Source organism: Rhizobium sp. GCM10022189, assembly GCF_042656325.1.
Lineage (GTDB): Bacteria > Pseudomonadota > Alphaproteobacteria > Rhizobiales > Rhizobiaceae > Rhizobium.
In genome coordinates this window covers 103410-123473 of record NZ_JBHSOR010000039.1, presented here as the reverse complement: position 1 = coordinate 123473, position 20064 = coordinate 103410, and the positions used below count along the sequence as shown (strand labels likewise).

Annotated in this window: 18 protein-coding genes; 9 read left to right on the top strand and 9 right to left on the bottom strand. The window is 60.3% G+C overall.

Features of this window, described 5'->3' with window-relative positions; genetic code table 11:
* Window positions 1–423: 423 nt before the first annotated feature.
* Window positions 424–720 (bottom strand): hypothetical protein, encoded by a 297-nt coding sequence (locus ACFPWW_RS15600; protein ID WP_377312424.1) that lies wholly within the window; start codon window positions 718–720, stop codon window positions 424–426.
* Between the two features lie 14 nt (window positions 721–734).
* Window positions 735–2924, bottom strand: coding sequence for a DUF1217 domain-containing protein (locus tag ACFPWW_RS15595; RefSeq protein ID WP_377312423.1), 2190 nt, complete (start codon window positions 2922–2924; stop codon window positions 735–737).
* 720 nt (window positions 2925–3644) lie between these two features.
* On the opposite strand from ACFPWW_RS15595, the gene ACFPWW_RS15590 reads away from it, so the two are divergent.
* The 3 genes from ACFPWW_RS15590 to ACFPWW_RS15580 are packed head-to-tail and all read left to right on the top strand — an operon-like array spanning window position 3645 to window position 7468.
* Entirely contained in the window at window positions 3645–4943 is a 1299-nt protein-coding gene (locus tag ACFPWW_RS15590) for a flagellar hook protein FlgE (protein WP_112570069.1), read from the top strand.
* Window positions 4944–4954: 11 nt separating this feature from the next.
* A complete protein-coding gene (gene flgK / locus ACFPWW_RS15585; protein ID WP_112755586.1) occupies window positions 4955–6418 on the top strand; it encodes a flagellar hook-associated protein FlgK in 1464 nt (487 codons plus the stop codon).
* 3 nt (window positions 6419–6421) lie between these two features.
* Entirely contained in the window at window positions 6422–7468 is a 1047-nt protein-coding gene (locus tag ACFPWW_RS15580) for a flagellar hook-associated family protein (protein WP_112755588.1), read from the top strand.
* A gap of 76 nt (window positions 7469–7544) precedes the next feature.
* Here the strand turns inward: ACFPWW_RS15580 and ACFPWW_RS15575 are convergent, their stop codons facing one another.
* Window positions 7545–8192: a TetR/AcrR family transcriptional regulator gene (locus ACFPWW_RS15575; protein WP_112570073.1), complete on the bottom strand. Its 648-nt coding sequence runs from the start codon at window positions 8190–8192 to the stop codon at window positions 7545–7547.
* Between the two features lie 498 nt (window positions 8193–8690).
* Between ACFPWW_RS15575 and ACFPWW_RS15570 the strand changes: the two genes are divergently transcribed.
* From ACFPWW_RS15570 to ACFPWW_RS15560, 3 genes are all read left to right on the top strand, one after another.
* Window positions 8691–9551, top strand: coding sequence for a DUF6502 family protein (locus tag ACFPWW_RS15570; protein ID WP_377312421.1), 861 nt, complete (start codon window positions 8691–8693; stop codon window positions 9549–9551).
* Window positions 9548–10639, top strand: coding sequence for a DUF5666 domain-containing protein (locus tag ACFPWW_RS15565; RefSeq protein ID WP_377312419.1), 1092 nt, complete (start codon window positions 9548–9550; stop codon window positions 10637–10639). The genes ACFPWW_RS15570 and ACFPWW_RS15565 overlap by 4 nt, the downstream gene beginning before the upstream one ends.
* 332 nt (window positions 10640–10971) lie before the next feature.
* On the top strand, window positions 10972–11226 hold the full coding sequence (locus ACFPWW_RS15560; RefSeq protein WP_162758019.1) for a hypothetical protein: 255 nt from the start codon (window positions 10972–10974) through the stop codon (window positions 11224–11226).
* A 70-nt stretch (window positions 11227–11296) separates the two neighbouring features.
* On the opposite strand, the gene ACFPWW_RS15555 is transcribed toward ACFPWW_RS15560, so the two are convergent.
* From ACFPWW_RS15555 to ACFPWW_RS15545, 3 genes are all read right to left on the bottom strand, one after another.
* Window positions 11297–12310 (bottom strand): amidohydrolase family protein, encoded by a 1014-nt coding sequence (locus tag ACFPWW_RS15555; protein ID WP_377312417.1) that lies wholly within the window; start codon window positions 12308–12310, stop codon window positions 11297–11299.
* A gap of 33 nt (window positions 12311–12343) precedes the next feature.
* Window positions 12344–13036, bottom strand: a complete 693-nt coding sequence (locus ACFPWW_RS15550; protein ID WP_112572017.1) for a class II aldolase/adducin family protein — start codon at window positions 13034–13036, stop codon at window positions 12344–12346.
* A gap of 85 nt (window positions 13037–13121) precedes the next feature.
* Entirely contained in the window at window positions 13122–14111 is a 990-nt protein-coding gene (locus tag ACFPWW_RS15545; protein ID WP_162702918.1) for an ABC transporter substrate-binding protein, read from the bottom strand.
* Between the two features lie 204 nt (window positions 14112–14315).
* Between ACFPWW_RS15545 and ACFPWW_RS15540 the strand changes: the two genes are divergently transcribed.
* Window positions 14316–15926, top strand: a complete 1611-nt coding sequence (locus tag ACFPWW_RS15540; protein WP_377312415.1) for an FAD-dependent monooxygenase — start codon at window positions 14316–14318, stop codon at window positions 15924–15926.
* 6 nt (window positions 15927–15932) lie between these two features.
* On the opposite strand, the gene ACFPWW_RS15535 is transcribed toward ACFPWW_RS15540, so the two are convergent.
* The 3 genes from ACFPWW_RS15535 to ACFPWW_RS15525 all read right to left on the bottom strand — a co-directional run bounded on the left by ACFPWW_RS15535 (window position 15933) and on the right by ACFPWW_RS15525 (window position 18013).
* Complete coding sequence (locus tag ACFPWW_RS15535; RefSeq protein WP_112704128.1) at window positions 15933–16682, bottom strand: IclR family transcriptional regulator; 750 nt, start codon at window positions 16680–16682, stop codon at window positions 15933–15935.
* A gap of 180 nt (window positions 16683–16862) precedes the next feature.
* The gene (locus ACFPWW_RS15530; protein ID WP_112572009.1) at window positions 16863–17627 is read right to left on the bottom strand and encodes a class II aldolase/adducin family protein; all 765 of its coding nucleotides are present in this window, start codon (window positions 17625–17627) and stop codon (window positions 16863–16865) included.
* A gap of 68 nt (window positions 17628–17695) precedes the next feature.
* The gene (locus ACFPWW_RS15525) at window positions 17696–18013 is read right to left on the bottom strand and encodes a non-heme iron oxygenase ferredoxin subunit (RefSeq protein ID WP_112572007.1); all 318 of its coding nucleotides are present in this window, start codon (window positions 18011–18013) and stop codon (window positions 17696–17698) included.
* Window positions 18014–18229: 216 nt separating this feature from the next.
* Here ACFPWW_RS15525 and ACFPWW_RS15520 point away from each other — a divergent pair, with 216 nt between their 5' ends.
* Together ACFPWW_RS15520 and ACFPWW_RS15515 are read left to right on the top strand one after the other, a co-directional pair.
* Window positions 18230–19516, top strand: coding sequence for a Rieske 2Fe-2S domain-containing protein (locus tag ACFPWW_RS15520; protein WP_113413381.1), 1287 nt, complete (start codon window positions 18230–18232; stop codon window positions 19514–19516).
* A gap of 13 nt (window positions 19517–19529) precedes the next feature.
* Complete coding sequence (locus ACFPWW_RS15515) at window positions 19530–20054, top strand: 3-methyl-2-oxobutanoate hydroxymethyltransferase (RefSeq protein WP_113413380.1); 525 nt, start codon at window positions 19530–19532, stop codon at window positions 20052–20054.
* Window positions 20055–20064: the final 10 nt, after the last annotated feature.

Here is a 20064-nt window from a genome sequence, read left to right as displayed (position 1 = left end):
TGAGTTCGACATTCCGGAAACGGCCGGATCGTGCTGAGCGGCTTCATGCCTATCGTCCCGACAGGTCGGGACCGATTCATCACGGGCAGGAGGAAGTCGGGAAGCTGCCGCGGCATGACTTCTCGGCGTCGGGATGATTTATAGTACCTAATGGTACCTTAATTATTAACGCGCTGGCGGCATTCAGCGGTTCACAGAATCTTCACCAGGAGTTGATCGATGTCGGAGAAAGGGTGCCTGGAGATCATCACCTGTGGCGATGGTGGCGTTAACGCCCGAGCCGCCTGACGCCGGCCGTTCAAGAGACATGCCGGGCAAAGGAACGACAAAAAGGGAGCGATTGGCTCGCCCCCTTTTCACGTCAGATTGCGGATATTGTATCGGCCCGGCAGAGATCAGCCGGGACGGAAACAGATCGGCCCGCTACGAATGCAGCCTGAGATACGGCTTGATGGCGCCGATTGCTTCGATCCAGATATCGAAGGCCGAGTGAGCGAGCAGATTTGCGGCGATCCTGTCGCAGAACTTTTCGATCTCCGGAGGAACATCTTCGATTGCCGTGCCGCTTGCGTCAAAGACGCCACGGCGAGGCCATGCACGCGCCTGTGCCGGATAACGGGGTTCCCCGACGAAGGGCAGCATGTCGATCAGCGAACATGCGAGCTTGTAGGCCAGATCTTCCTGGCATTCGATGACAGGAAGGTAGTCATGAGAAAACATCGCGTCCATGGTGGTCAGGCCGTCTTCAGCTGGGCAACGGCCAGAAGCGTGTCGGCGCTGATGCCGCCCGATGAGGAGTTGCTGAGAATGGACAGCGCCGGGGAGGTGCCCTGCGTACCGTTCTTGACATCATACATCGCGGTGAAGCGCTTGATGAGCGATTCAACCTTGTCCGGATCCGAGAGGTCCTTGAGGTCGATATATTGGTTGACCATGTCCGCCTGCTTGTCGACGTCCATGCTGGAGACGTAGCTCGACAGGTTGAAGGTCGTGGTGAAGAACTCCATGAGCGCGGAATCGCCGAGAATATCATAGGCGTTGGAGATCGTCGGCGCCTTGCGCTGGAAGTAGAGCGCCAGGCGCACACCGGTATTCTCGTCGCCTTCGTCGCTTTCAAGGGTCTGCTGCAGATAGTCGTTGACCGTCTGGAGAACATCGCCGCGCTGCTGGACCGAGCCTGTCGGATCCTTGGAGATATTGCCGTCACTGTCGAAATTGAAGGATGCGACGATTTCCGCAAAACGGTTGTCGGATTGCTGATTGACGAAGCTCTTCTTGTCGTCGAGATCGGAGGCGAACATCTTCTTCAGGTCTGCCGCCTTAACGTCCTTGGGGTCGATGCCCTTGGCTTCAAGGACGAAGTTCACAAGCCGGTCGTTCGACAGGAGATCGGAAACCGTCTTGATGCTTCCCATCTGCTCGCGGAAATAGGTGGCTTCCGTATCCGCAGCCTTGCCCGCATCGGTCTGCGCGGTTCCGGTGAGATAGCGGATCTTGTTCTGCTTGTATGCGGCAGCAAAATCATCGATCACCGATTCCGACATGGCCTGCAGCGGTACGCTCGCCTTGCCGTCCTTGTCGAAATTGAAGGCCTCGCGGAAAGCGACGAAGCGGTCGTCCTTCAGGCCGTTGACATAGCTCTTCGGATCATCCGGGTCGCTCGAGAGAACGCTGCGCAGTTCGCTTTTGGAAACGCTTGCCGGATCGATGCCGAAGGAGCGCAACGCCATCTCCCAAAGCTCCGGCTCCTCGTCATTGGTGCTGTCGTCGTCAGCTGTATTGGACGTCAGGAAATCGTTGATGGAGGTAACGGAGGCCATGCGCGTCTTGTAGTTGGCGATCGCGTCGTCCGTGCTGAAATTGGCGATAGCCGACTGGTAGTTGGTGGCAAAGCTTGCCGACGTGGCCGCCGTCTGGTCGGCTGTCTGAGCGCTCACGTCGGAGAGACTGCCGTCCTCGTTGAAATTGAACGCGTCATGCAGGTCGCCAAGACCGATCGCGTCGGCAACGTCGGCGTTTTTCAGTGCTGCGGAAATGTAATTGTCCGGATCGTCCTCAGATATGCCGTAGGCGGTGCGGATGTAGGAAACGAGTTTGGCATTCTGCATCAGATCGTCGACGGAAGACACATTGGCGATCTCTGCAGAGAAATACGTCGAATAGGCGGAGCCGGTTGTGCTCGAGGCAAATGTTGCCGAAGCGACGGTGTAGCCGTTCGTAACCAGGGAGGCCTGGTCGTCAGATTGGACACCGCCAGCCTTGACGCTGCCGTCGGTGTTGAAATTGAACGCCTTGGCAAGATCGAGATAGGTCGCATCGCCAAGCTGGTTGGCGAAGCTGGCGGGATCGCTGAGGTCGCTCGTCAGGACGTCACGCAGGAAACTCGTCGATGTGTAATCGGTGCTGAGGCCGAACGAGGTCAGAACATAGTTCTTCAGGCGTGTATTGCCGAGGAGATCGTCCACGGAGGTAACGTCAGAAATCGCGCCTTGGTAGTAGCTGGTTTCAGCGCTGATATTGTCCTGTTCGTCATCGAAGGAGGCCTGATAAGCGTCCAGGAGATTGGTTTCCTGGGCCGTCGACTGCGCTTCTTTCGTTTCGCCGGAAAATTTGAATGCAGCAGCGAAGTCGGCGTAGCGGCTGTCGCTGAGTTTGTTGGCGAAGCTCGACGAGTCGGAGAGGTCGCTTTCCAGGACCTTCTTCATGAAGGCCTTGGCGTAGGTCATGTCCTCGAGGCCGTAGGCCTTCATCGCGTACGAGTAGAGCCGATAGTCCCCCATGAACTCATCGACTGTGGTGACTTTGTTGATGTTGTCCTTGTAATATTGGGTGTCGCTGGCAACCGTGGCCTTGGATGCGATTGCACTCAGGCTGGCATTCATATCGCGTGCTACGGTCAGATAGCTGACATAGGTCGAAACCATTCTTGCTTCCCTTCTGGACGCAGATAGCCACTTCGAAAACGACCTTGAGATCGGTTCGATCGCATCTATCGAGCAAAGTTCAATACGTTTCAGGGACGCCAATCATGGCGGATTCAGTGCGCCTAACAGCGACGCTCGTTCACCATATTTTGGGAACTAATAAGTTCTATAAATTAATTTCTCGTTAACGCAAGCCCGAAAACTGCGCGCATTCTCGTTCGGGGAAGGGCTGCGGGCGCTTTTGTGATGAGAGCGTTAACGCAAAAAAAATTCCGCGATCGCAATTTTTCATATTGAGCGAAACGTGATTCCGATTTAGAGAACTAATTAGTTCTGTAAATGACCGGTCGGGCTCCCCGCAATTGTCGGGCGGTTTCTCATCCGGGTCATTGCCCTCGTTGCTGGACCAGACGGCTCGCATTGCGTGAGTGGCCGGCTCAGCCTGATCATGACCGATCAACTCTTGTAAATCTGTTTCGGACCGCGAAGCAAGGTTCCGCGATCTCTGACGTTTCCTTTTCGGGGGAAGCGCCTGAATTCGTGCCTTCATCCATAGTCCGAATTTGCGATCCGGCCGGACTGACCGGTCGCACCCTTTGTCGGGATGAGCCCGCACGCCATCAACAACAGTGCCGAGTACAGGTTGGACTGTGACAGGTTGCAGCCAGCAATGCAATTTAAAGTAGAATAACGATCAAACAAACAAGCAGGGACATAGACATGAGCATCTTCGGCAGCATGAAAACGGCAGTTTCGGGCATGAATGCGCAGGCCAATCGCCTGAGCACGGTCGCCGACAACATCGCCAACGTGAACACGACGGGATACAAGGCGGTATCGACGAGCTTTTCATCACTCGTCCTGCCGTCCTCGTCCGGCAACTACAATTCGGGCGGCGTCCAAACGACCGTCCGGCAGGCGGTCTCGCAGCAAGGCGACATTTCCTATACGACGTCGGATTACGACCTGGCGATTTCCGGTGACGGCTTCTTCATCGTCCAGGGCGCCGACGGCATCCCGGTCCTGACGCGCGCCGGCGATTTCACGGTTGACGACGAGGGCAATCTCGTCAACTCCGCCGGCTTTACCCTGATGGCCTATTCGTACAATTCCGGCTCGCCGGCAGTGGTCGTCAATGGCTTCGATGGGCTTGTGCCGGTCAATGTCAATCAGTCCGGATTGACCGCGATCGCTTCGACCAGCGGCTCTTTCAGCGGCAATCTCGATTCCGGGGCAGAAGTCGTCTCCGATCCGGACGCCTTGCCAAGTGCCAATGGTGCTTCCGAAGACGTCACCACCGACACCAAGAAGATGTCGCTCGTCGGATACGACAGTCTCGGCGCCACAGTCCAGTATGACTTCTACTACACCAAGACCGGCGAGACGACCGATGCCAGCGGCGCGGTCACGGGATCGACCTGGGAAGTCGCGGTCTATCGCAATGCCGATGCGGCGACCACGGGTACGACATCCTTCCCCTATTCATCCGATGCGGTCAGCGTCGCTTCGCTATCCTTCGACGCAAACGGAAACCTGACCTCGCAGAGCGGCACCGATATCGTCGATCCCAAGACCGGCCAGACGATCTCGATGGATTATTCCGGCTTCAACCAGCTCGCCTCCGATTTCGCGGCATCGGGCTCGGCGAACGGGCAGGCGGCGAGCACGGTCAGCGGCGTGACCATCAGCGCAGATGGCGTCGTTTCGGCGAGCTACTCGAACGGCACGTCGAAGCCGCTCTACCAGATCCCGCTGGCAACCGTTGCGAGTCCCGACGAGCTGACGCTGCAGACAGGCAATGTCTACAGCGCCAACGGTCGGTCCGGTGTCACCGTCACCGGTTTTCCGCAAAGCAACGGCCTCGGTTCAATCCAGTCCGGCGCGCTTGAAAGCTCGAATGTCGATCTTGCCGGCGAACTGACCGAAATGATCGAGGCGCAACGCAGCTACACGGCCAATTCCAAGGTGTTCCAGACCGGCTCCGACATCATGGACATCCTCGTCAATCTCAAGCGTTAGGGGAGGGACGGATGTCGATTACCTCAGCGCTCAACACAGTCCAGAACATCTTCAACAATACGGGTTACCAGAGCAGCGTCGTTTCGACGAACATCTCCAATTCAGGCAATTCCGACTATGTGCGGCGCGAGGCATCCGTCACCTCCACGCTGACCGGCGCGGCGGTCGTCAAGATCAGCCGCGCCCAGGAAGATGCCCTGTTGAAACAATATCTTCAGTCGAATTCGCAGGACAGTGCGCAGCAGACCCTGCTTTCCGGACTGGAGGACCTGAAATCCATCCTCGGCGGCAACGATTATGAGACGTCGCCGAGCACCTATCTGTCCGATTTCCAGTCGGCGCTTCAGGCGTTTGCCGCCTCGCCCGGCAACACGACCTCGGGACAGGCGGCGGTAACGGCGGCACAGGATCTCGCCAACAGCCTGAATACGGCAAGTGACGCCGTGCAGTCTGTGCGCGAGGATGCCGACGCCGAGATCGCCAAGCAGGTCGATACGCTCAACACGTTGCTGTCGCAGTTCGAAACCGCCAACAACGCGGTCAAGCTTGCGACGGCGACCGGCGCCGATACCTCGGCGGCGCTGGACGACCGGGAAAAGATCCTGAAGCAGATCTCCTCCATCGTCGGCGTCTCCACCACCACCCGCAGCAACAACGACATGATGTTGACGACGTCGGACGGCACGGTCCTGTTCGAGACCGTACCCCGAACCGTCAGCTTCAAGGCGACCGGCACCTATGTCGCAGGCACCGAGGGCAATTCCGTCTATATCGATGGCGTTGCGCTGTCGGCCGGCGAGGGGTCGACAACCACGGCGAAGGGCAGCCTGCAGGCTTTGCTGCAGGTTCGTGACGAGATCGCGCCGACTTTCCAGTCGCAGCTCGATGAAATCGCCAAGGCTCTCGTCCAGAGCTTTTCCGAGACGGACGGCAGCACGAGCGAGCCCGGGCTGTTCGTCTGGACCACGGCGTCCGGCGCCGACGGGGCTACGCCTTCCGATACATCGGGCGTGATCGACGGTATCGCGGCGACAATTACTGTCAACAGTGCCGTCGTCACGAGCGCGGGCGGCGATCCGGCGAAGCTGCGGGACGGAACGATCAGCGGCATCACCGATCTCAACCCCGATGGCAATAGCGGCTTTTCCGACAATCTGAATGCGCTCTATAGCGCCCTGAGCACCGCGCGAAGCTTCTCGGCCGACGCGGGGATCGGCCAGACCGCCAGCCTCGTCGACTATGCGAGCGATTCGGTCGGCTGGCTGGAGCAATATCGAAGCGATGCTTCGACAACGTCGGAAAACACCTCCGCAGCGCTGTCCCGCTCCGAAGAGGCCTATTCCAACGAGACCGGCGTGAACCTCGATGAGGAGCTGACGAAGCTTCTCGATATCGAACAATCCTACAAGGCAGGAACGAAGATCCTCAACGCGATCGATGAGATGCTTCAGTCCCTGCTCGACATTGCGAGCTGAGCCATGAAAACCTCTTTTGTTTCCACAAGTGCGATACAGAACATGCTTCGCCAGACCATCGGCCAGTCCCAGAAGCTGATGAGCAGCGCGTCGACGGAAGCGGCAACAGGAACCTATGCCGATATCGGGGCGTCGCTGGGCTCCGGCGTTGCCAAGACGATCAGCATGTCGTCGGTCATCGATCAGGCGGCGTCTCTCAAGAACAGCAACGCGCTCGTTGCCCTGAGGCTGGATTCGTCGCAATCCTCACTCTCGACCATGCAGACCGCGGCGGATTCGCTTGTCTCCAACCTGACGGCCCTGCTTGGCAATCAGGATGAATCGGCCCTCGCGGTGGCGCAACAGTCGGCGACCGATACGCTCTCGCAACTGGTGTCGGCCGGGAACGCCATGGTCAACGGCGAGTATCTGTTCGCAGGCATCAACCTGTCCTCTAAGCCGCTGACGGACCAGTCCGCTGCCGTCTCGAGCCAGATCAACGACGCCTTGCAGACCTATGCGGACGGGCTCGGCAAGTCGATCGGCGATCTCACGGGCGAGGAGGTCTCGAGCTTCATCACCGACACCGTCGAACCGATGTTTTCCGAAGCGGCCTGGACCGATCCAACAAGCGGGTGGTCCACCGCATCGAGCACGAACATGAGCAGCCGAATCAATACGTCGGAGGTCATCCAGTCGTCGACGAACGCAAACTCCCAGGGCATGCGCTATCTGGCCCTCGCTTCCGTTCTCGTCAGCACTCTATCGGCGCAAGGGCTGAATTCGGATGCCCAGCGCGCGGTGACATCCGCCGCGATCAACTATGCTTCCGGTGCCTCTTCCAATCTGGTCAGCCAGCAAAGCCAACTTGGCCTCTCCCAGGAGCGCGTCGAAAAAGCCAACGACGCGCTCGATGCCCAGACGACGATCCTGCAGAACAAGCTGGTCGATCTCGAGGGGGTCGATACCTACGAGGCTTCCACCCAGGTCCAGTCCCTGGAGACGCAGCTGGAGACAGCCTATACGCTGGTCAACAAGCTGCAGAGCCTCAGTCTCGTGAACTATCTCTGATCGGACGCGCGGTGCCGCCATGCGGTACGTGCCGTGGAGAAAGGCTCGCCATCCCCGACCTCGGCGAGCCTTTTTTCTAGTCGGCCCCGACGCCCTTGCAGAAGACGGCGATACAGCGGCGCAGATGGGCAAGGCGTGTGGTCCGGTCTGGCCAGGCGCTCGTGCGCCCCTCCGGTGGTCCCATGCCTCCAAAGACCATATCCATCAGCATCCGTGCGCCGCTTGCGGCATCATCCAGCCGAAGCCGGCCCTCGGCCTGCCTTGCCTCCAGCCAGTCGGCAAGGAGTTGCCGGGACGCAAGAAGCCCCTCCTTGTTGAGGATTTCGATCAATTCCGGAAACTGCGGAGCCTCGCGAAAGACGAGTTGCAGCAGGCCGGCGCGCGCGATGTCCCTTTCCTCGTCCATGTCGATCATGAAGATCTGCTCAAGAGAACGGGAAACCGGACCCTGCTCGGGCTGGCGCGGCAGATCGAGCATCATGCGCCTGTGGTCGCGGACAACGGCGGCAAAGAGTTCCTCCTTGCTCTCGAACAGGCGGTAGAGCGTCTGCTTGGAAACGCCTGCCTCGGCAGCGACGATTGCCGTCGTGCTCGCTGCATAGCCGTGTTTGACAAAAATCTTGCCGGCGTTTGCGACGATATGGGAGCGTTTTTCGTCGTCGCTGGAGGCTTTGGGTCGGCCACGCTTGCGTTGCATTTCTTCGCCGCTGTCAGTCCCCGCCATTCACCATCAATCCCCACATGTTCTCAACCCGGAATAATCCCTCTGCCAGCCGAAAAGCAACTGCGGTTGGCAAGAGACTCACCTGACAAAGGCCAAGCTATCCAAGATGACAGCTATCCGAACGGCAATTCGATGCTGAAGAGCCGCAATGCTCGCAGCGCATTGGGGTTTTCCACAGGTTCGCGAACATGCACTACTGCCTGCGGCGAAGTGCACCACGCAGATAATAGCTTCGTCTTCTGCTGGCAAAGGATTGCGTATCCGCGTCAGGGCACGCGGCTAATCCATTGTTTGGACAAGCGAAAGCTGAGTCCAGCAGTGAATGGCCGGGAGCCGGACGACAGCTCAGGGCTGTGCATTGGCGGACGGCGCAAGCGGGTGACGTACAGGGCGCTCCATCCGGCCATGTTGCGGGTCCCGAAGCTTTCGCTTACCCAAAGCGGGGAGGGCGGTGCGACCGTGACGGACCTTTGCCCCTCGCAAACGCGAATATCCCAGATGCCGATGCAACGCGCGAAACGTCCATTTTCAGGAGAAACACTGCAGTTGACGCTGATGCGCGTGCTCCGGCCGCTTGTCAAACTCGCGCTGGCATCGGGATTGAGTTTTCCTTCGTTCGCGTCCTTGCTGAAGCGCCTCTATGTAGATGTCGCCGAACGTGACTTCGCGCTCGCCGACAAGGCACAGACGGACAGCCGGATCTCCCTGTTGACGGGAGTCCACCGCAAGGATGTCAGCCGCCTGCGCGATGAGCCGCTCAGCGAAACGACGCTGCCGGCCGCAGTGTCGCAGACGGGCCGGATCATCGCAAAGTGGATAGCCGATCCGCTCTACTGCAATGAAGACGGAAGCCCGCGCGTGCTGCCGAGAACCTTGCAGGGTGAAGGTCCGTCCTTCGAGCGGCTTGTCGCCGAAATCACCAAGGACGTTCATCCACGCGCCGTCCTCGACGAATGGGTCGATCGCGGGATCGTATCCGTCGATGCGCAGGACATGGTTCGACTGGATCTCGCATCCATCGTCCCCAATGCCGATGACGAAGCGCGCCGGCATTATTTTACCCGCAATCTTCACGACCACGCACTTGCTGCCGTGTCCAATGTCATAAACGATGTGGCGCCCCATCTCGAGCGCGCCGTCCACTACGATCGAATATCGGCGGATCTTGCTGCCCGTCTCGACGTGATTGCCCGCGAGGAGACGATGGCAATGCTTTTGAGGCTGAACAAGATCGCCCATCAACTGGTGCAAGAAGATCCGGGTGGCGGCAGCCGCTGGATTGCCGGAGGATACGTTTTGACCGAAACGGTGGAAACGAGCCCGCTGCCGCGCTCTGGAACTACGGAGGCAAAACAATGACGCCTCCGGTACTGTCGAGACGGCAACTGCTGTTGGGAACTGCTGCTTTGCATCTGTTCAGCCGCGTACCGGCTGGTGCAGGGCAGAAGGCCGCGTCCGGCGACGACCAGGGCATTGGCGGCTCGGGCCTTTCCGTCAGTGGCGGAGAGCAGGAGGATCACGGCATCGGCGGCACCGGTATCGTCGGCACCATCCAGGGCTTCGGCTCCATCATCGTCAACGATGTCCATATCCCGTTCACCGAAAGCACGCCGGTTCGCATCAACGGCAAGCGCGTCGCGACGAAGGAAATGAAGATAGGCCATGTTGCCCGTGTTCTGACCGTAGGCGGCGTGGCGCAGCGGATCGAGATCACGAGCGAAGTGCTTGGACCGATCGCGCTCATCAGCAAGTCGCGACTGTCTATCCTGCAACAGACCATCGACACGCGCACATTGGATACGAGCCGTCTCAAGGTCGGCGATCAGGTTGCCGTATTCGGGATACGGGCGGAGGACGGGACGATCGTCGCACGGCGTATCGAGCGACGCGCCGCCACGAGCAAGGCCCATGTCCGCGGCGTACCGGGTCAGCGCGGTACGAGCGCCTTCATTGGCGATCTGCCGCTCGGACCGCAATATCGTTATTTCGTCGGACGGCAGACGTTGGTGACGTTCAAGACGGTGCGCAAACAGCCCGTCATTTCCAGGGTTGTTTCGGAATCTCTGGTGCCGGGTTTGGACGAAGGCGTGGCCAATGTGGAAACCTATGGCAGCAATAAGAACGGCTCTCTGAAACTCGGTATCGGCATGTTCGGCCCAGGTGCTCAGGTTCGATTCGGTCCGGACGGGCGGACGTTTGCGACTGTCTCGGTGCGATCGGACCGTATGACATCAATTCGAAACGGCGGTCGGCCCCCTCACGATGCCCGCTTTAACGGAGGCCGTATGCCACCCGGCCCTCCGCCACCCGGTTTCCGCAGACCTGAAGGTTTCTCGCCAAACGGATTTCCGCCGGGAGGCCCGCCCTTTGGCATGCATGAACCGCCGCGCGGCATGCAGAGAGCCCCGGGCAGAAGGCCGGGGCCACCGCCGGAGAGGTTCCGCTGACCGGCTTCACGGCAAGTGTCGATTGACACATGGGAAAATTTCCCATTTTATAGTGAAGCGATTCTGAAGCCGCTGGCAGAACGGCGGAAGAGCGCCGATCGCGGAGCCGGTCCAACCCCAGGACGGCGAGGCGATCGCTCCAGTTTAACCCCTTGTTCCTGCGTTCCCGACATGGATTGCGTTGCGATGCCTGCATCCCGACGACGAGGATGATTGCCGGTAAGTACCTTCGCACGGCGATCGTCCGAGGTGTTTTCGGGCGATTTGCCGGACCGTCAAATCGCCACGCAATCCTGTCGTTTCAAATTTGATCGAGGTCTGACGATAGAGAGATGTTGATGCGCAAGGCAGGCGAAAAGGTTTCGGCGCAAGGCAGCAGGCCGCCATATACGTTAATCACGACCTGGGAAAACCGGTCGGAACTTCTCGCGATCATGCGCAATGCTCTGGGCCTCGCCGAGCAGGTTCAGAACTTGTGGGAGCGAAGCGGCCAGCGCGGCCATCTCTCGCAGTCCGACACGGATGAGATGATATTGCTGCTGTCCGAAATGAGCGCGCTGAGCGAGGCGGCGCGTCGGTTGGACTAAGCCGGCTCGAATTGCATGAGAATGATGCGCGGCTATGTCGGCCGCGCATCAAGCAGGCCATCCGCAGCGTTTAGCTCTTGAGCCCGAACAGGGCTTCGGCGTTGCGGAAGCAGATCTTCTCCATGTCTTCCTTGGGAAGATCGAGCGAATTCAGGATCTTGAGCGTGTCGCGGATGTAGCCCGGTCCCTTTTCGGGATCGAAGGGCGAGTCCGATGCGAAGAGGATGCGGTCGCTGTCATAGAATTCGAGGCCGCAGAGCGTTGCGGCGCGCGAGCCGAAGACGGCGGTGTCGGCATAGAAATCCTTGAAATAGTCGAGCGGACGCTTCTTGAGGCGCTTCAGTACGAGCGACAGATCCTCGTCCGAGGTGCGCTTGCCGAGCTGATCCCAGCCGGGACCGACACGGCCTTCGAAATAGGGCACCATCGCACCCATGTGATGGGCGAGCACCTTCAGGTTCGGCAAGCGGTCCATGAAGCCGGAGAAGACGAGGCGCGCCATGGCGGCGCTGGTTTCATAGGGCCAGCCGAAGGTCCACCAGATTTCGTATTTGGACTTGTCCTCGGTGGCATAGTCAGCCATCGAAGAGTTGCGCGATGGGTGCAGCAGCACCGGCTTGTTGTGCTTGGCGGCGGCTTCGAAGATCGGGAAGAAGCGCTCCTCGTCAAGCGGCGCACCGTTGACGTTGGTGTGGATCTGCAGGCCGTTGGCGCCGAGTTCGGTAAAGGCACGTTCGGCCTCGCGAACGGCGGCGTCCGGGGCGTTCATCGGCAGGGCGGCAACGAAGCCTGCGAAACGTTCCGGATATTTCTCGACGAGTTCGGCCTGCCCGTCATTGGCGATGCGGGCAAATTCGGTGGCGAGTTCCGGGCCGCCCATCGCTTCGAGCGGCGGCATGCCGAGCGAGATGATCTGCCGGTAGTCGGGAAACTCGTCCATCACCCGGAAACGGGTCTCGAGATCGTAGATGCAGGGTATGCCCTGCATGCGACGGCCGATATCCTTGCCGGCGCCGTCGAGCTTCTGGATACGATCCCAGAGCGCTTTCGGGAAAAAGTGATTGAACGCATCGATATAGTACATCGGACTCCTCCTCAATGTGTCGGTATTGCCGCCTCAGCCGCGCTTCAGGCGGCGGACGAGATAGGCGAAGGTCGCCTTGAACATCTCTTCACGGAACATGTGCTTGCGCTTGGCCTTGATATCCTCCGGCTTGCCGAGCGCCTTGGCACCGCCGGCAGCTTCGACCCACAGCTGCATCATGCAGGCGTTCTCCAGTGACAGGGCGAGATAGATCGCCTGTTCGATGCTGGGGCCAGCCGTCACCAGGCCGTGGTTCTGCAGGAGCATGGCGCCATGCCCGCCGAGGCAGGCCGCCACCGCCTTGCCACGCTCGGGCGTGGTGATCAGTTCCGTGGTTTCGGAAAACACCGGCAGGCCTTCGGCAAAGATCGATCCCGGATGCCCGATCGGCTGCAGCGGTTTGCCCAGTGCTGAAAAGCTCACAGCATAGGGCGCGTGCGTGTGAACGACGGCATTGACGTCGGGGCGTGCGCGCAGAACCTCGGAATGGATATAGACTTCGTTGTGGCGACCGTATTCGCCATCGACCTTTTCACCATCGAGATCGACGGTAATGATGTTGTCGAGGGTGATTTCCTCGAGGCCGAATTTCGACGGCTTCATGTAGAAGCGGTCCGGCTGGTCCGGCACACGGATCGAAATGTGGCCGCGCGTCCAGTCACCCTGGCCGGCCTGTTCGAGTATGCGGCCGGCCTCGATCATCCGCTGCTTCAGCTCTTCATGCATCGTCTTGTTCTCCGAGGAATTGTCGCACCGGAAGCCGCCACCGCTCCAGGCCGGTTCGAATGCGGCATCACCGCCCTCGCAGGCGCTACACACGGTGTTTGTCACCGCGCTTGCGGCCCTGCGATACGTCGAGGAAGAGGTCCGAGACCGCGACCTTGCGGTCGATCAGCCCCTGCTGGTGTGCGTAGCCGATGACCGTTTCCAGCGTCTTGGCGTTCTGCCCCTCGATGCCATAGGCCCAGGGGTCGTCGCCGAGGATCGCCTGCTGCTCTTCCCAGGCTTCGCGATACCAGGCGAGCGGCACGATACGCGGGTTCTCCATGCGTTTCATGGCAACCTGCTTGGCCTCCTCGAAGGCAATGTAAAGATTGATCGGCACCCATGGGTGGCGCGCGACGATCTCGGGCCGAATGCCCATGACGTGCATGATCGGAAAAATGCCGGTGCGCTTGTAATAGGCGATCTCTTCCGCCTTGTAGTCCGGAAACAGCCGGCCGACGCGCGGATCACGCTTCTTGATCGGAGCGATGAGGTCGGGATGCAGCAGAGCGTCGATCTCGCCGTCGACAAGCATCTGCTCGATCGACTTGTCTTCGGCGATCTTGTGCAGTTTCAGGCCCGACGGCAGCGTGTAATCCACGTCCTCGTCCAGTTCCGAATACCATTCGATCGACTGATGCGGCACGCCATATTCGCCTTCCAGCAGGCCGCGCAGCCAGAGCGACGCCGTTACCAGATAGCTTTTGACGCCGACCTTGCGGCCGATCAGGTCTTTCGGCTCGCGGATGCCGCTTGCCGTATGCGTGAAGATGAAGCCGTGACGGAAGCGCCGGTGCAGGAAGACAGGGATCGCATCGAAGGGCAGGCCACGCGTCTTTGCCGCCATGTAGGAAGAAAGCGAGACCTCCGCGACGTCGAATTCGCCGTTGCGCAGAAAGCGCCAGTGCCGGGTGGTCGAATCCATTTCCGTCAGGATCGTCAGCTCGATCCCGTCCGGTTTGACCGTCCCTTCCTTCAGCGCCCGCACGATTTCGTAGTCACCGCAAGCAAGCGTCAGCTCGACCTTTTTCGTCACTGCACTCCTCCCAGAGCCGCCCGGCAAAATCCGCCGCGCCATCATTTACAGCCAGCATGCGCAGAACGGCAATCGTCTGTCCAGTCAATTTTCATTTTTTCCTGCATTATGGGATTTTTTAAGTTTTGAATTGACGCCTCTTTCGAACTCGCGATAAATGAAACCCGTTTCCGCCGGTTGGAGGGTGGTTAAGGGATGGAGAGTATGGAACAGACGGATGTCCTTATTGTCGGCGCAGGCCCGGTCGGGCTGACGCTTGCTATCGACCTCGGGCAGAAGGGCGTGCGCTGCACGCTGATCGAAAAGAAGGAAGCCCCGGAATTCCTGCCGAAGATGGAGCGCTGCAACGCGCGCACCATGGAAATCTTCCGTCGCATGGGCCTGTCGCAAAAGATCCGCAAGGCCGGCCTCGACGCTTCGGTGCCGATGGATGTCTATGTCGTTCTGGCGATGAACGAGCCGCCGCTGCTGCGCCTGCCGTATCCTTCCGTCAACGAGGCACTGGACGAGATTCGCCGCTCCGAGGATGCCAGCCAGCCGCTGGAAGCCTATCAGCTGATCTCGCAATATACGCTGGAGCCTCTCCTCAAATCGGTGGCCGAAGAGCTGCCGACGGTCTCGGTCCGCTACGGCACGGAATTTGTCACGCTGGAACAGGACGAGGGCGGCGTGACCGCACGGACCGTCACGAAGAGCGGCGATATCACCTACCGCGCCAAATATGTCGTCGGCTGCGATGGCGGGGCAAGCCCGGTGCGCAAGCAGCTCGGCATCAAGCTACGCGGGGAAGGCAATCTCCTGCATCTGCGCCAGGCGCTCTACTATTCGGAGGAGCTTTACAGCCGCATTCCGCTCGGCGACGGCCCCGGCCGCGGGCGCCACTATCACGTTGCTGATGGGCAGGCGACATTTCTCATCATGCAGGATTCGACAAAGCACTGGACGCTGCATGCCGTCGTCGAGAAGGACGAGGACATGGCCGCCCAGTTCGAGAAAGCGGTCGGCGTTCCGGTCGACTACCAGATGCTCTATGTCGGCCAGTGGAAGCAGAACCTGCTGCTTGCCGACCACTATGGCGCCGGGCGTGTTTTCCTGGCCGGCGATGCCGCCCATCTCGTTATCCCGACAGGCGGTCTCGGCATGAATACCGGTGTCGGCGACGCGGTCGATCTCGGCTGGAAGCTCGCCGCTACGCTTCAGGGCTGGGGCGGGCCGAACCTGTTGCGCTCCTACGAGATCGAGCGCCGGCAGGTCGGCGACCGCAATGTCGGCGCTTCGCGCTATGCCTCGCTCGGCCGTCGCAAATGGCGCTCGCAATACCGGCCCGATATTCGCGATCAGACGCCGGCCGGCCAGGCGACGCGCGACAATCTCGCGCGCATCGCCGATGTCGAGCAACGCAAGACGAACGAGATGATCGGTGCCGAACTGGGATACCGCTATGTCGGCTCACCCGTCATCACCGACGAGCCCGGCGGGCCGGAACATCTGTTCCGCGAATATCACCCGACCACATGGCCGGGCGCCCGGCTGCCGCATCTCTGGCTCGGCGAGAACGACCCGGTGCAGGACCATATCGGCCCCGGCTACACCATGCTGCGGCTTGGCGGCACGTCCATCGATACGTCCGGCGTGGCGGCCGCCTTCAAGGCGAGGGGCGTGCCTTACCAGACGCTGGAGATCGCCTCGCAGCGCGCCCGGGATATCTATGGCTACGATCTGGTGCTGGTGCGCCCGGATATGCATGTCGTCTGGCGCGGCAAGCAGGCCCCGGAAGATGCCGGAGATCTCGTGGCCATGGTCACGGGACACTGAGAACCGTCAGCTGCGCGCCAGCGTCTTGGAAAGGACGCCGGCGCAAAAGACGACCTGTCCGGCAATATCGTCGAGTGTCTTTGCCTGTATCTGCGTGTCGCGCAGTGTCAGGCTGAGGCTGCCGATGATTTCGGAGCGACCATCGAAAACAGGCGCCGCAATGCCGGTGACGCCAGGCGTCACATCGCCGCTGGTGCTCACCCAGCCGCGGTCGCGGTGCTGGCGGAATTTCGCCTTCACGTCCGGAAGGGAACTGCCGAAGCCCGCCTTGAGGAACTCGTCCTGCGCAAGCCCGTAGAACTTTCGCAGCTGGTGATCCGGCAGATAGGCGAGGATCGCGATCGAGGCCGCACCGTGGAGCAGCGAACGGCTGCGTCCGCGGTCATAATTGCTGTGAACCGCGTCTGTTCCTGCTTCCTGGTGCACGCAGAGCACTTCGAACTTATAGCGGCGGCAGAGGAGCGCAACCGCTTTGAAGCGGGCGGCGAGTTCTTCCATCATCGGGCGCGCGGCGCGGATGAGCACGTCGCCGGTCCGGATCTTGTAGTCCAGTTCGACGATGCGGGGGCCAAGCATATAGCCGACGCCGGGCAGAGACGTCAGCAGGCCGGCATCCGTCAGGATCTTGAGGTAGCGGTAGAGGGTCGAGCGGGTATAGCCGAGCCGATCGCAGAGTTCGTCGAAAGTGAGCGCCACCGTGTCTTCGCCCGCATCGAAGAGATCGAGCAGGCCGATCATTTTCTCGAGGCTGTTCAAGCTGGCATCTCCACCCTCGGGTGAGCGTAAGGCCCGATCGAGCCCTCGAAAGACCAGTCCATCAGCAAATCGAATCCCGCCTCGACAATATCAGGAAGGCCTTACTATAGAGCGATGATCAGGCGGCAAGCAATCGGCTGCGTGAGCCGGAGCAATGTGCGGAGCTCCGGCTCATCTGCGTCAGGCCGCCGTGTTCCAATCTGCCGGGAACAGGCCGTCGCGGATAGCGCCGCCCGCGTAATATTTCCAGAGCTTGCGGATGTGGTGGCCGCGGCGGAAACTGTGGGCGAAGGATGCCATTTCTTCCTCGGTCAGCGGCTTTATCTTGCCGAGCGAGGCGGCCCGATAGGCAGCTTCGGCGTTCTCGACCAGATGCACGGCATCGATGAAGACGCCACGCACCGTCTCGGCGGTAACGATCTGACCGTGCGCGCGAATCTGCATCGCATGACAATCGCCGAGCGTCGCCACGATGCCGCGGCCGCGCTCGGGCGTATCGACATGGGCGGGATCGGCATGGACGGGAATGCCGTTGCGCCAGCGGATGGCGTGGTTCTTGACCGGGGGAAGGGGAACGTCTTCCACCAGCGTGAAGACGTTGGTCACGTCGTGATGGAAATGGGCGACGGAGTTCACATCCTGCCGCGATCGGTAAATCTCACAATGAAGGAATGTCTCCGACGGCGGTTTGACGCCAGGCGTACCAGCCACGACCTTGCCGTCGAGGTCGCAGACCAGCAGATCATCGGGTGCGACATCGGCGCGGCTCTTGTCCTGCGGCTGGATCAGAAAAGTCGTTCCGCCCGGCAGGCGGGCGCTAACATGGCCGCTATACTCAAGAATTTTCAGGCTGTTCAGGAGACGCGTCGCCATGGACACATCATGGCGCAGCGTATTTTCCGACAGTTCGGTCTGCGGTTCGTCCGCGTGTTTGTGAGATTGCATGATCGGCTCCTCCCGTTTGAAATTAATCCCACATTATACGACTTTTTATCTTCCGCAAGCGGCGGGTGTCAGACTTCGATCAGCACGTCGTTGTTTTCGACGATGACTCTGTAGGTCTTGATAGGGATCATGCAGGGCGGGGCGACGACCTCTCCGGTGCGCACGTCGAACTGTCCGTTGTGGAAGTCGCATTCGACGTTGTGACCATCGAGATAGCCTTCCGACAGCGATCCGGGACCGTGCGTACAGAGGTCGTCGGTCACGTAGAACGTGCCGTTCACGTTGAACACGGCAAGCGTCAGATCGCCTTCCTCGACCCGGATCGCGCTATCCCAATCCACGTCATCGGTCGAGCACAGCCTGATCCGAGAACCCACTTCCGCCATTGGTCTTTCCTCCTCTGCCTGGATGGCCTTGCCAGCGCTTGACTAGCCTGCCGTCTGGATGTAGCGTTTAAAACGAAACGATGTTCTGCATAACGGAACACTCGGTAAAAATACCCGATCCGGCGTGAAGGTCAACCGCAAATCCGATCGGCCGGAGGAAACACGAGGTGGCGCGGCGCAGCCGTCGGCCACGGACGAACTCGAGGAGGAGTTGTCATGCTCAGGAAAGAACAGAACGATCTATTGACCCAGACCGATATCGGTACGCCGATGGGTGAGATGTTCCGCTGTTACTGGATTCCGGCGCTGCTGGCCGAAGAACTGCCGGACAATGACTGTGCGCCTGTCCGCATCAAGCTGCTCGGCGAGCGCCTTCTGGCGTTCCGCGATAGCGAGGGGCGTTATGGGTTGATCGACGAGTTCTGCGCCCATCGCGGCGTCTCGCTCTGGTTCGGCCGCAATGAGCATGGCGGCCTGCGCTGCCCCTATCATGGCTGGAAATACGATCATACCGGCCAGTGCATCGAGGTCCCTTCCGAGCCGGCCGAAAGCGGTTATTGCAGCAAGATCAAGCTGAAGTCCTATCCGTTGATCAAGATCGGCGACATTCTGTGGACCTATATGGGGCCGGCAGACAAGGAGCCGCCGCATCCGGAATGGGAATTCGCGCTCGTGCCGGCCGAACAGACCTTCACGTCCAAGCGCTGGCAGGAATGCAACTGGCTGCAGGCCATGGAAGGCGGAATCGATTCGAGCCATGTCTCCTGGCTCCACAGCGGCAGCCTGAATTCCGACCCGCTCTTCAAGGGCGCTCGCGGCAACAAATACAACATGTCCGATGCCCGGCCCTTCTTTGAAGTGACCGACATGGCGGGCGGCCTCTACATCGGCGCGCGTCGCAATGCGGAAGAGGGCCACTACTACTGGCGTATCACGCCCTGGGTCATGCCGTCCTTCACCATGGTTCCGCCGCGCGGCGATCACCCGGTTCACGGCCATTTCTGGATCCCGATCGACGACGAAAACTGCTGGGCCTGGAGCTTCGACTATCACCCGGTGCGGGCGCTGACGAGCGAAGAGCGCCAGGCCATGAAGGACGGCAAGGGCATCCATGTCGCCTATGTTCCCGGCACCTATCGGCCGCTCGCCAACAAGGACAACGATTACCTGATGGACCGGGAAGCCCAGCGCAAGGGCATTACCTATTCCGGCGTCGAGGGCATCGCCATGCAGGATGCGTCGCTGCAGGAAAGCATGGGGCCGATCGTCGACCGCAGCAAGGAAAACCTGGTTTCGACCGACAACGGCATCATCATGGCACGCCACCGGCTGATGCGGGCGGCCCGTGCGCTCAAGGACAAGGGCACCACGCCGCCCGGCGTCGATCCGGCTCATCACCGGGTGCGGTCTGCCGCGATCGTGCTGCCGGCGGACAAGGCCTATACCGATATCGCCGATGAGGCGCTGACCGTGATCTCGGGCAAGGCGCAGACGAGCGTCTGACAGGGAGGCAATCATGCACCTCGGATTGAGCGAAAGTGCACGCGCCACGACGGCGCAGGAGGCGCGTTTCCGGATCAACTATCCGAATTCGCGGCCGCGAAAGTCGCGCATCATCGCCCTCGACAAGAGCGCCGAGGCGACGCTTGAACGGCTGGCGGCCGGTTATGCCGGAGGCCATGCGCATTTCCTGCGTTACGTCGAAGCCAAGCCCGCGAGCGATTCTTTGAAGATGCTGCCCGTCGACGCGGTACTGGAAGATCTCTCCGGCAAGCGCTCGGCGCTGGTCGACGAAATCGCGGATGCCGATGTCGTCGTCATGCTGACGACGGCCGGCAGCTCGGCGGAGGCGGCGGAGGTTATCGGCAATGCGTGCTTCGTGCGCAGCAAGATGACGACGGGTCTGGTCGTGAGTTCGGCGGACGTGCCGGCGCTCGATCTTGCCCGGACGCTGACGGCGATGCGTCCCTTTGCGGCGATGCTCGTCATCTCCAACGGCGACGACTATGTCGCCGAGATGCTGAGCGCCTTGAGGGTCTGAGAATGCTTCA

Bases quoted from the DNA above. Each gene is read 5' to 3' on its own strand.
- ACFPWW_RS15590 (WP_112570069.1), top strand. From the start codon at position 3,645: ATGAGCATCTTCGGCAGCATGAAAACGGCAGTTTCGGGCATGAATGCG.
- flgK (WP_112755586.1), top strand. From the start codon at position 4,955: ATGTCGATTACCTCAGCGCTCAACACAGTCCAGAACATCTTCAACAAT.
- ACFPWW_RS15570 (WP_377312421.1), top strand. From the start codon at position 8,691: ATGCCGATGCAACGCGCGAAACGTCCATTTTCAGGAGAAACACTGCAG.
- ACFPWW_RS15575 (WP_112570073.1), bottom strand. From the start codon at position 8,192: ATGGCGGGGACTGACAGCGGCGAAGAAATGCAACGCAAGCGTGGCCGA.
- ACFPWW_RS15555 (WP_377312417.1), bottom strand. From the start codon at position 12,310: ATGTACTATATCGATGCGTTCAATCACTTTTTCCCGAAAGCGCTCTGG.
- ACFPWW_RS15595 (WP_377312423.1), bottom strand. From the start codon at position 2,924: ATGGTTTCGACCTATGTCAGCTATCTGACCGTAGCACGCGATATGAAT.
- ACFPWW_RS15530 (WP_112572009.1), bottom strand. From the start codon at position 17,627: ATGCAATCTCACAAACACGCGGACGAACCGCAGACCGAACTGTCGGAA.
- ACFPWW_RS15550 (WP_112572017.1), bottom strand. From the start codon at position 13,036: ATGCATGAAGAGCTGAAGCAGCGGATGATCGAGGCCGGCCGCATACTC.
- ACFPWW_RS15600 (WP_377312424.1), bottom strand. From the start codon at position 720: ATGTTTTCTCATGACTACCTTCCTGTCATCGAATGCCAGGAAGATCTG.
- ACFPWW_RS15540 (WP_377312415.1), top strand. From the start codon at position 14,316: ATGGAACAGACGGATGTCCTTATTGTCGGCGCAGGCCCGGTCGGGCTG.
- ACFPWW_RS15520 (WP_113413381.1), top strand. From the start codon at position 18,230: ATGCTCAGGAAAGAACAGAACGATCTATTGACCCAGACCGATATCGGT.
- ACFPWW_RS15525 (WP_112572007.1), bottom strand. From the start codon at position 18,013: ATGGCGGAAGTGGGTTCTCGGATCAGGCTGTGCTCGACCGATGACGTG.
- ACFPWW_RS15515 (WP_113413380.1), top strand. From the start codon at position 19,530: ATGCACCTCGGATTGAGCGAAAGTGCACGCGCCACGACGGCGCAGGAG.
- ACFPWW_RS15560 (WP_162758019.1), top strand. From the start codon at position 10,972: ATGTTGATGCGCAAGGCAGGCGAAAAGGTTTCGGCGCAAGGCAGCAGG.
- ACFPWW_RS15565 (WP_377312419.1), top strand. From the start codon at position 9,548: ATGACGCCTCCGGTACTGTCGAGACGGCAACTGCTGTTGGGAACTGCT.
- ACFPWW_RS15580 (WP_112755588.1), top strand. From the start codon at position 6,422: ATGAAAACCTCTTTTGTTTCCACAAGTGCGATACAGAACATGCTTCGC.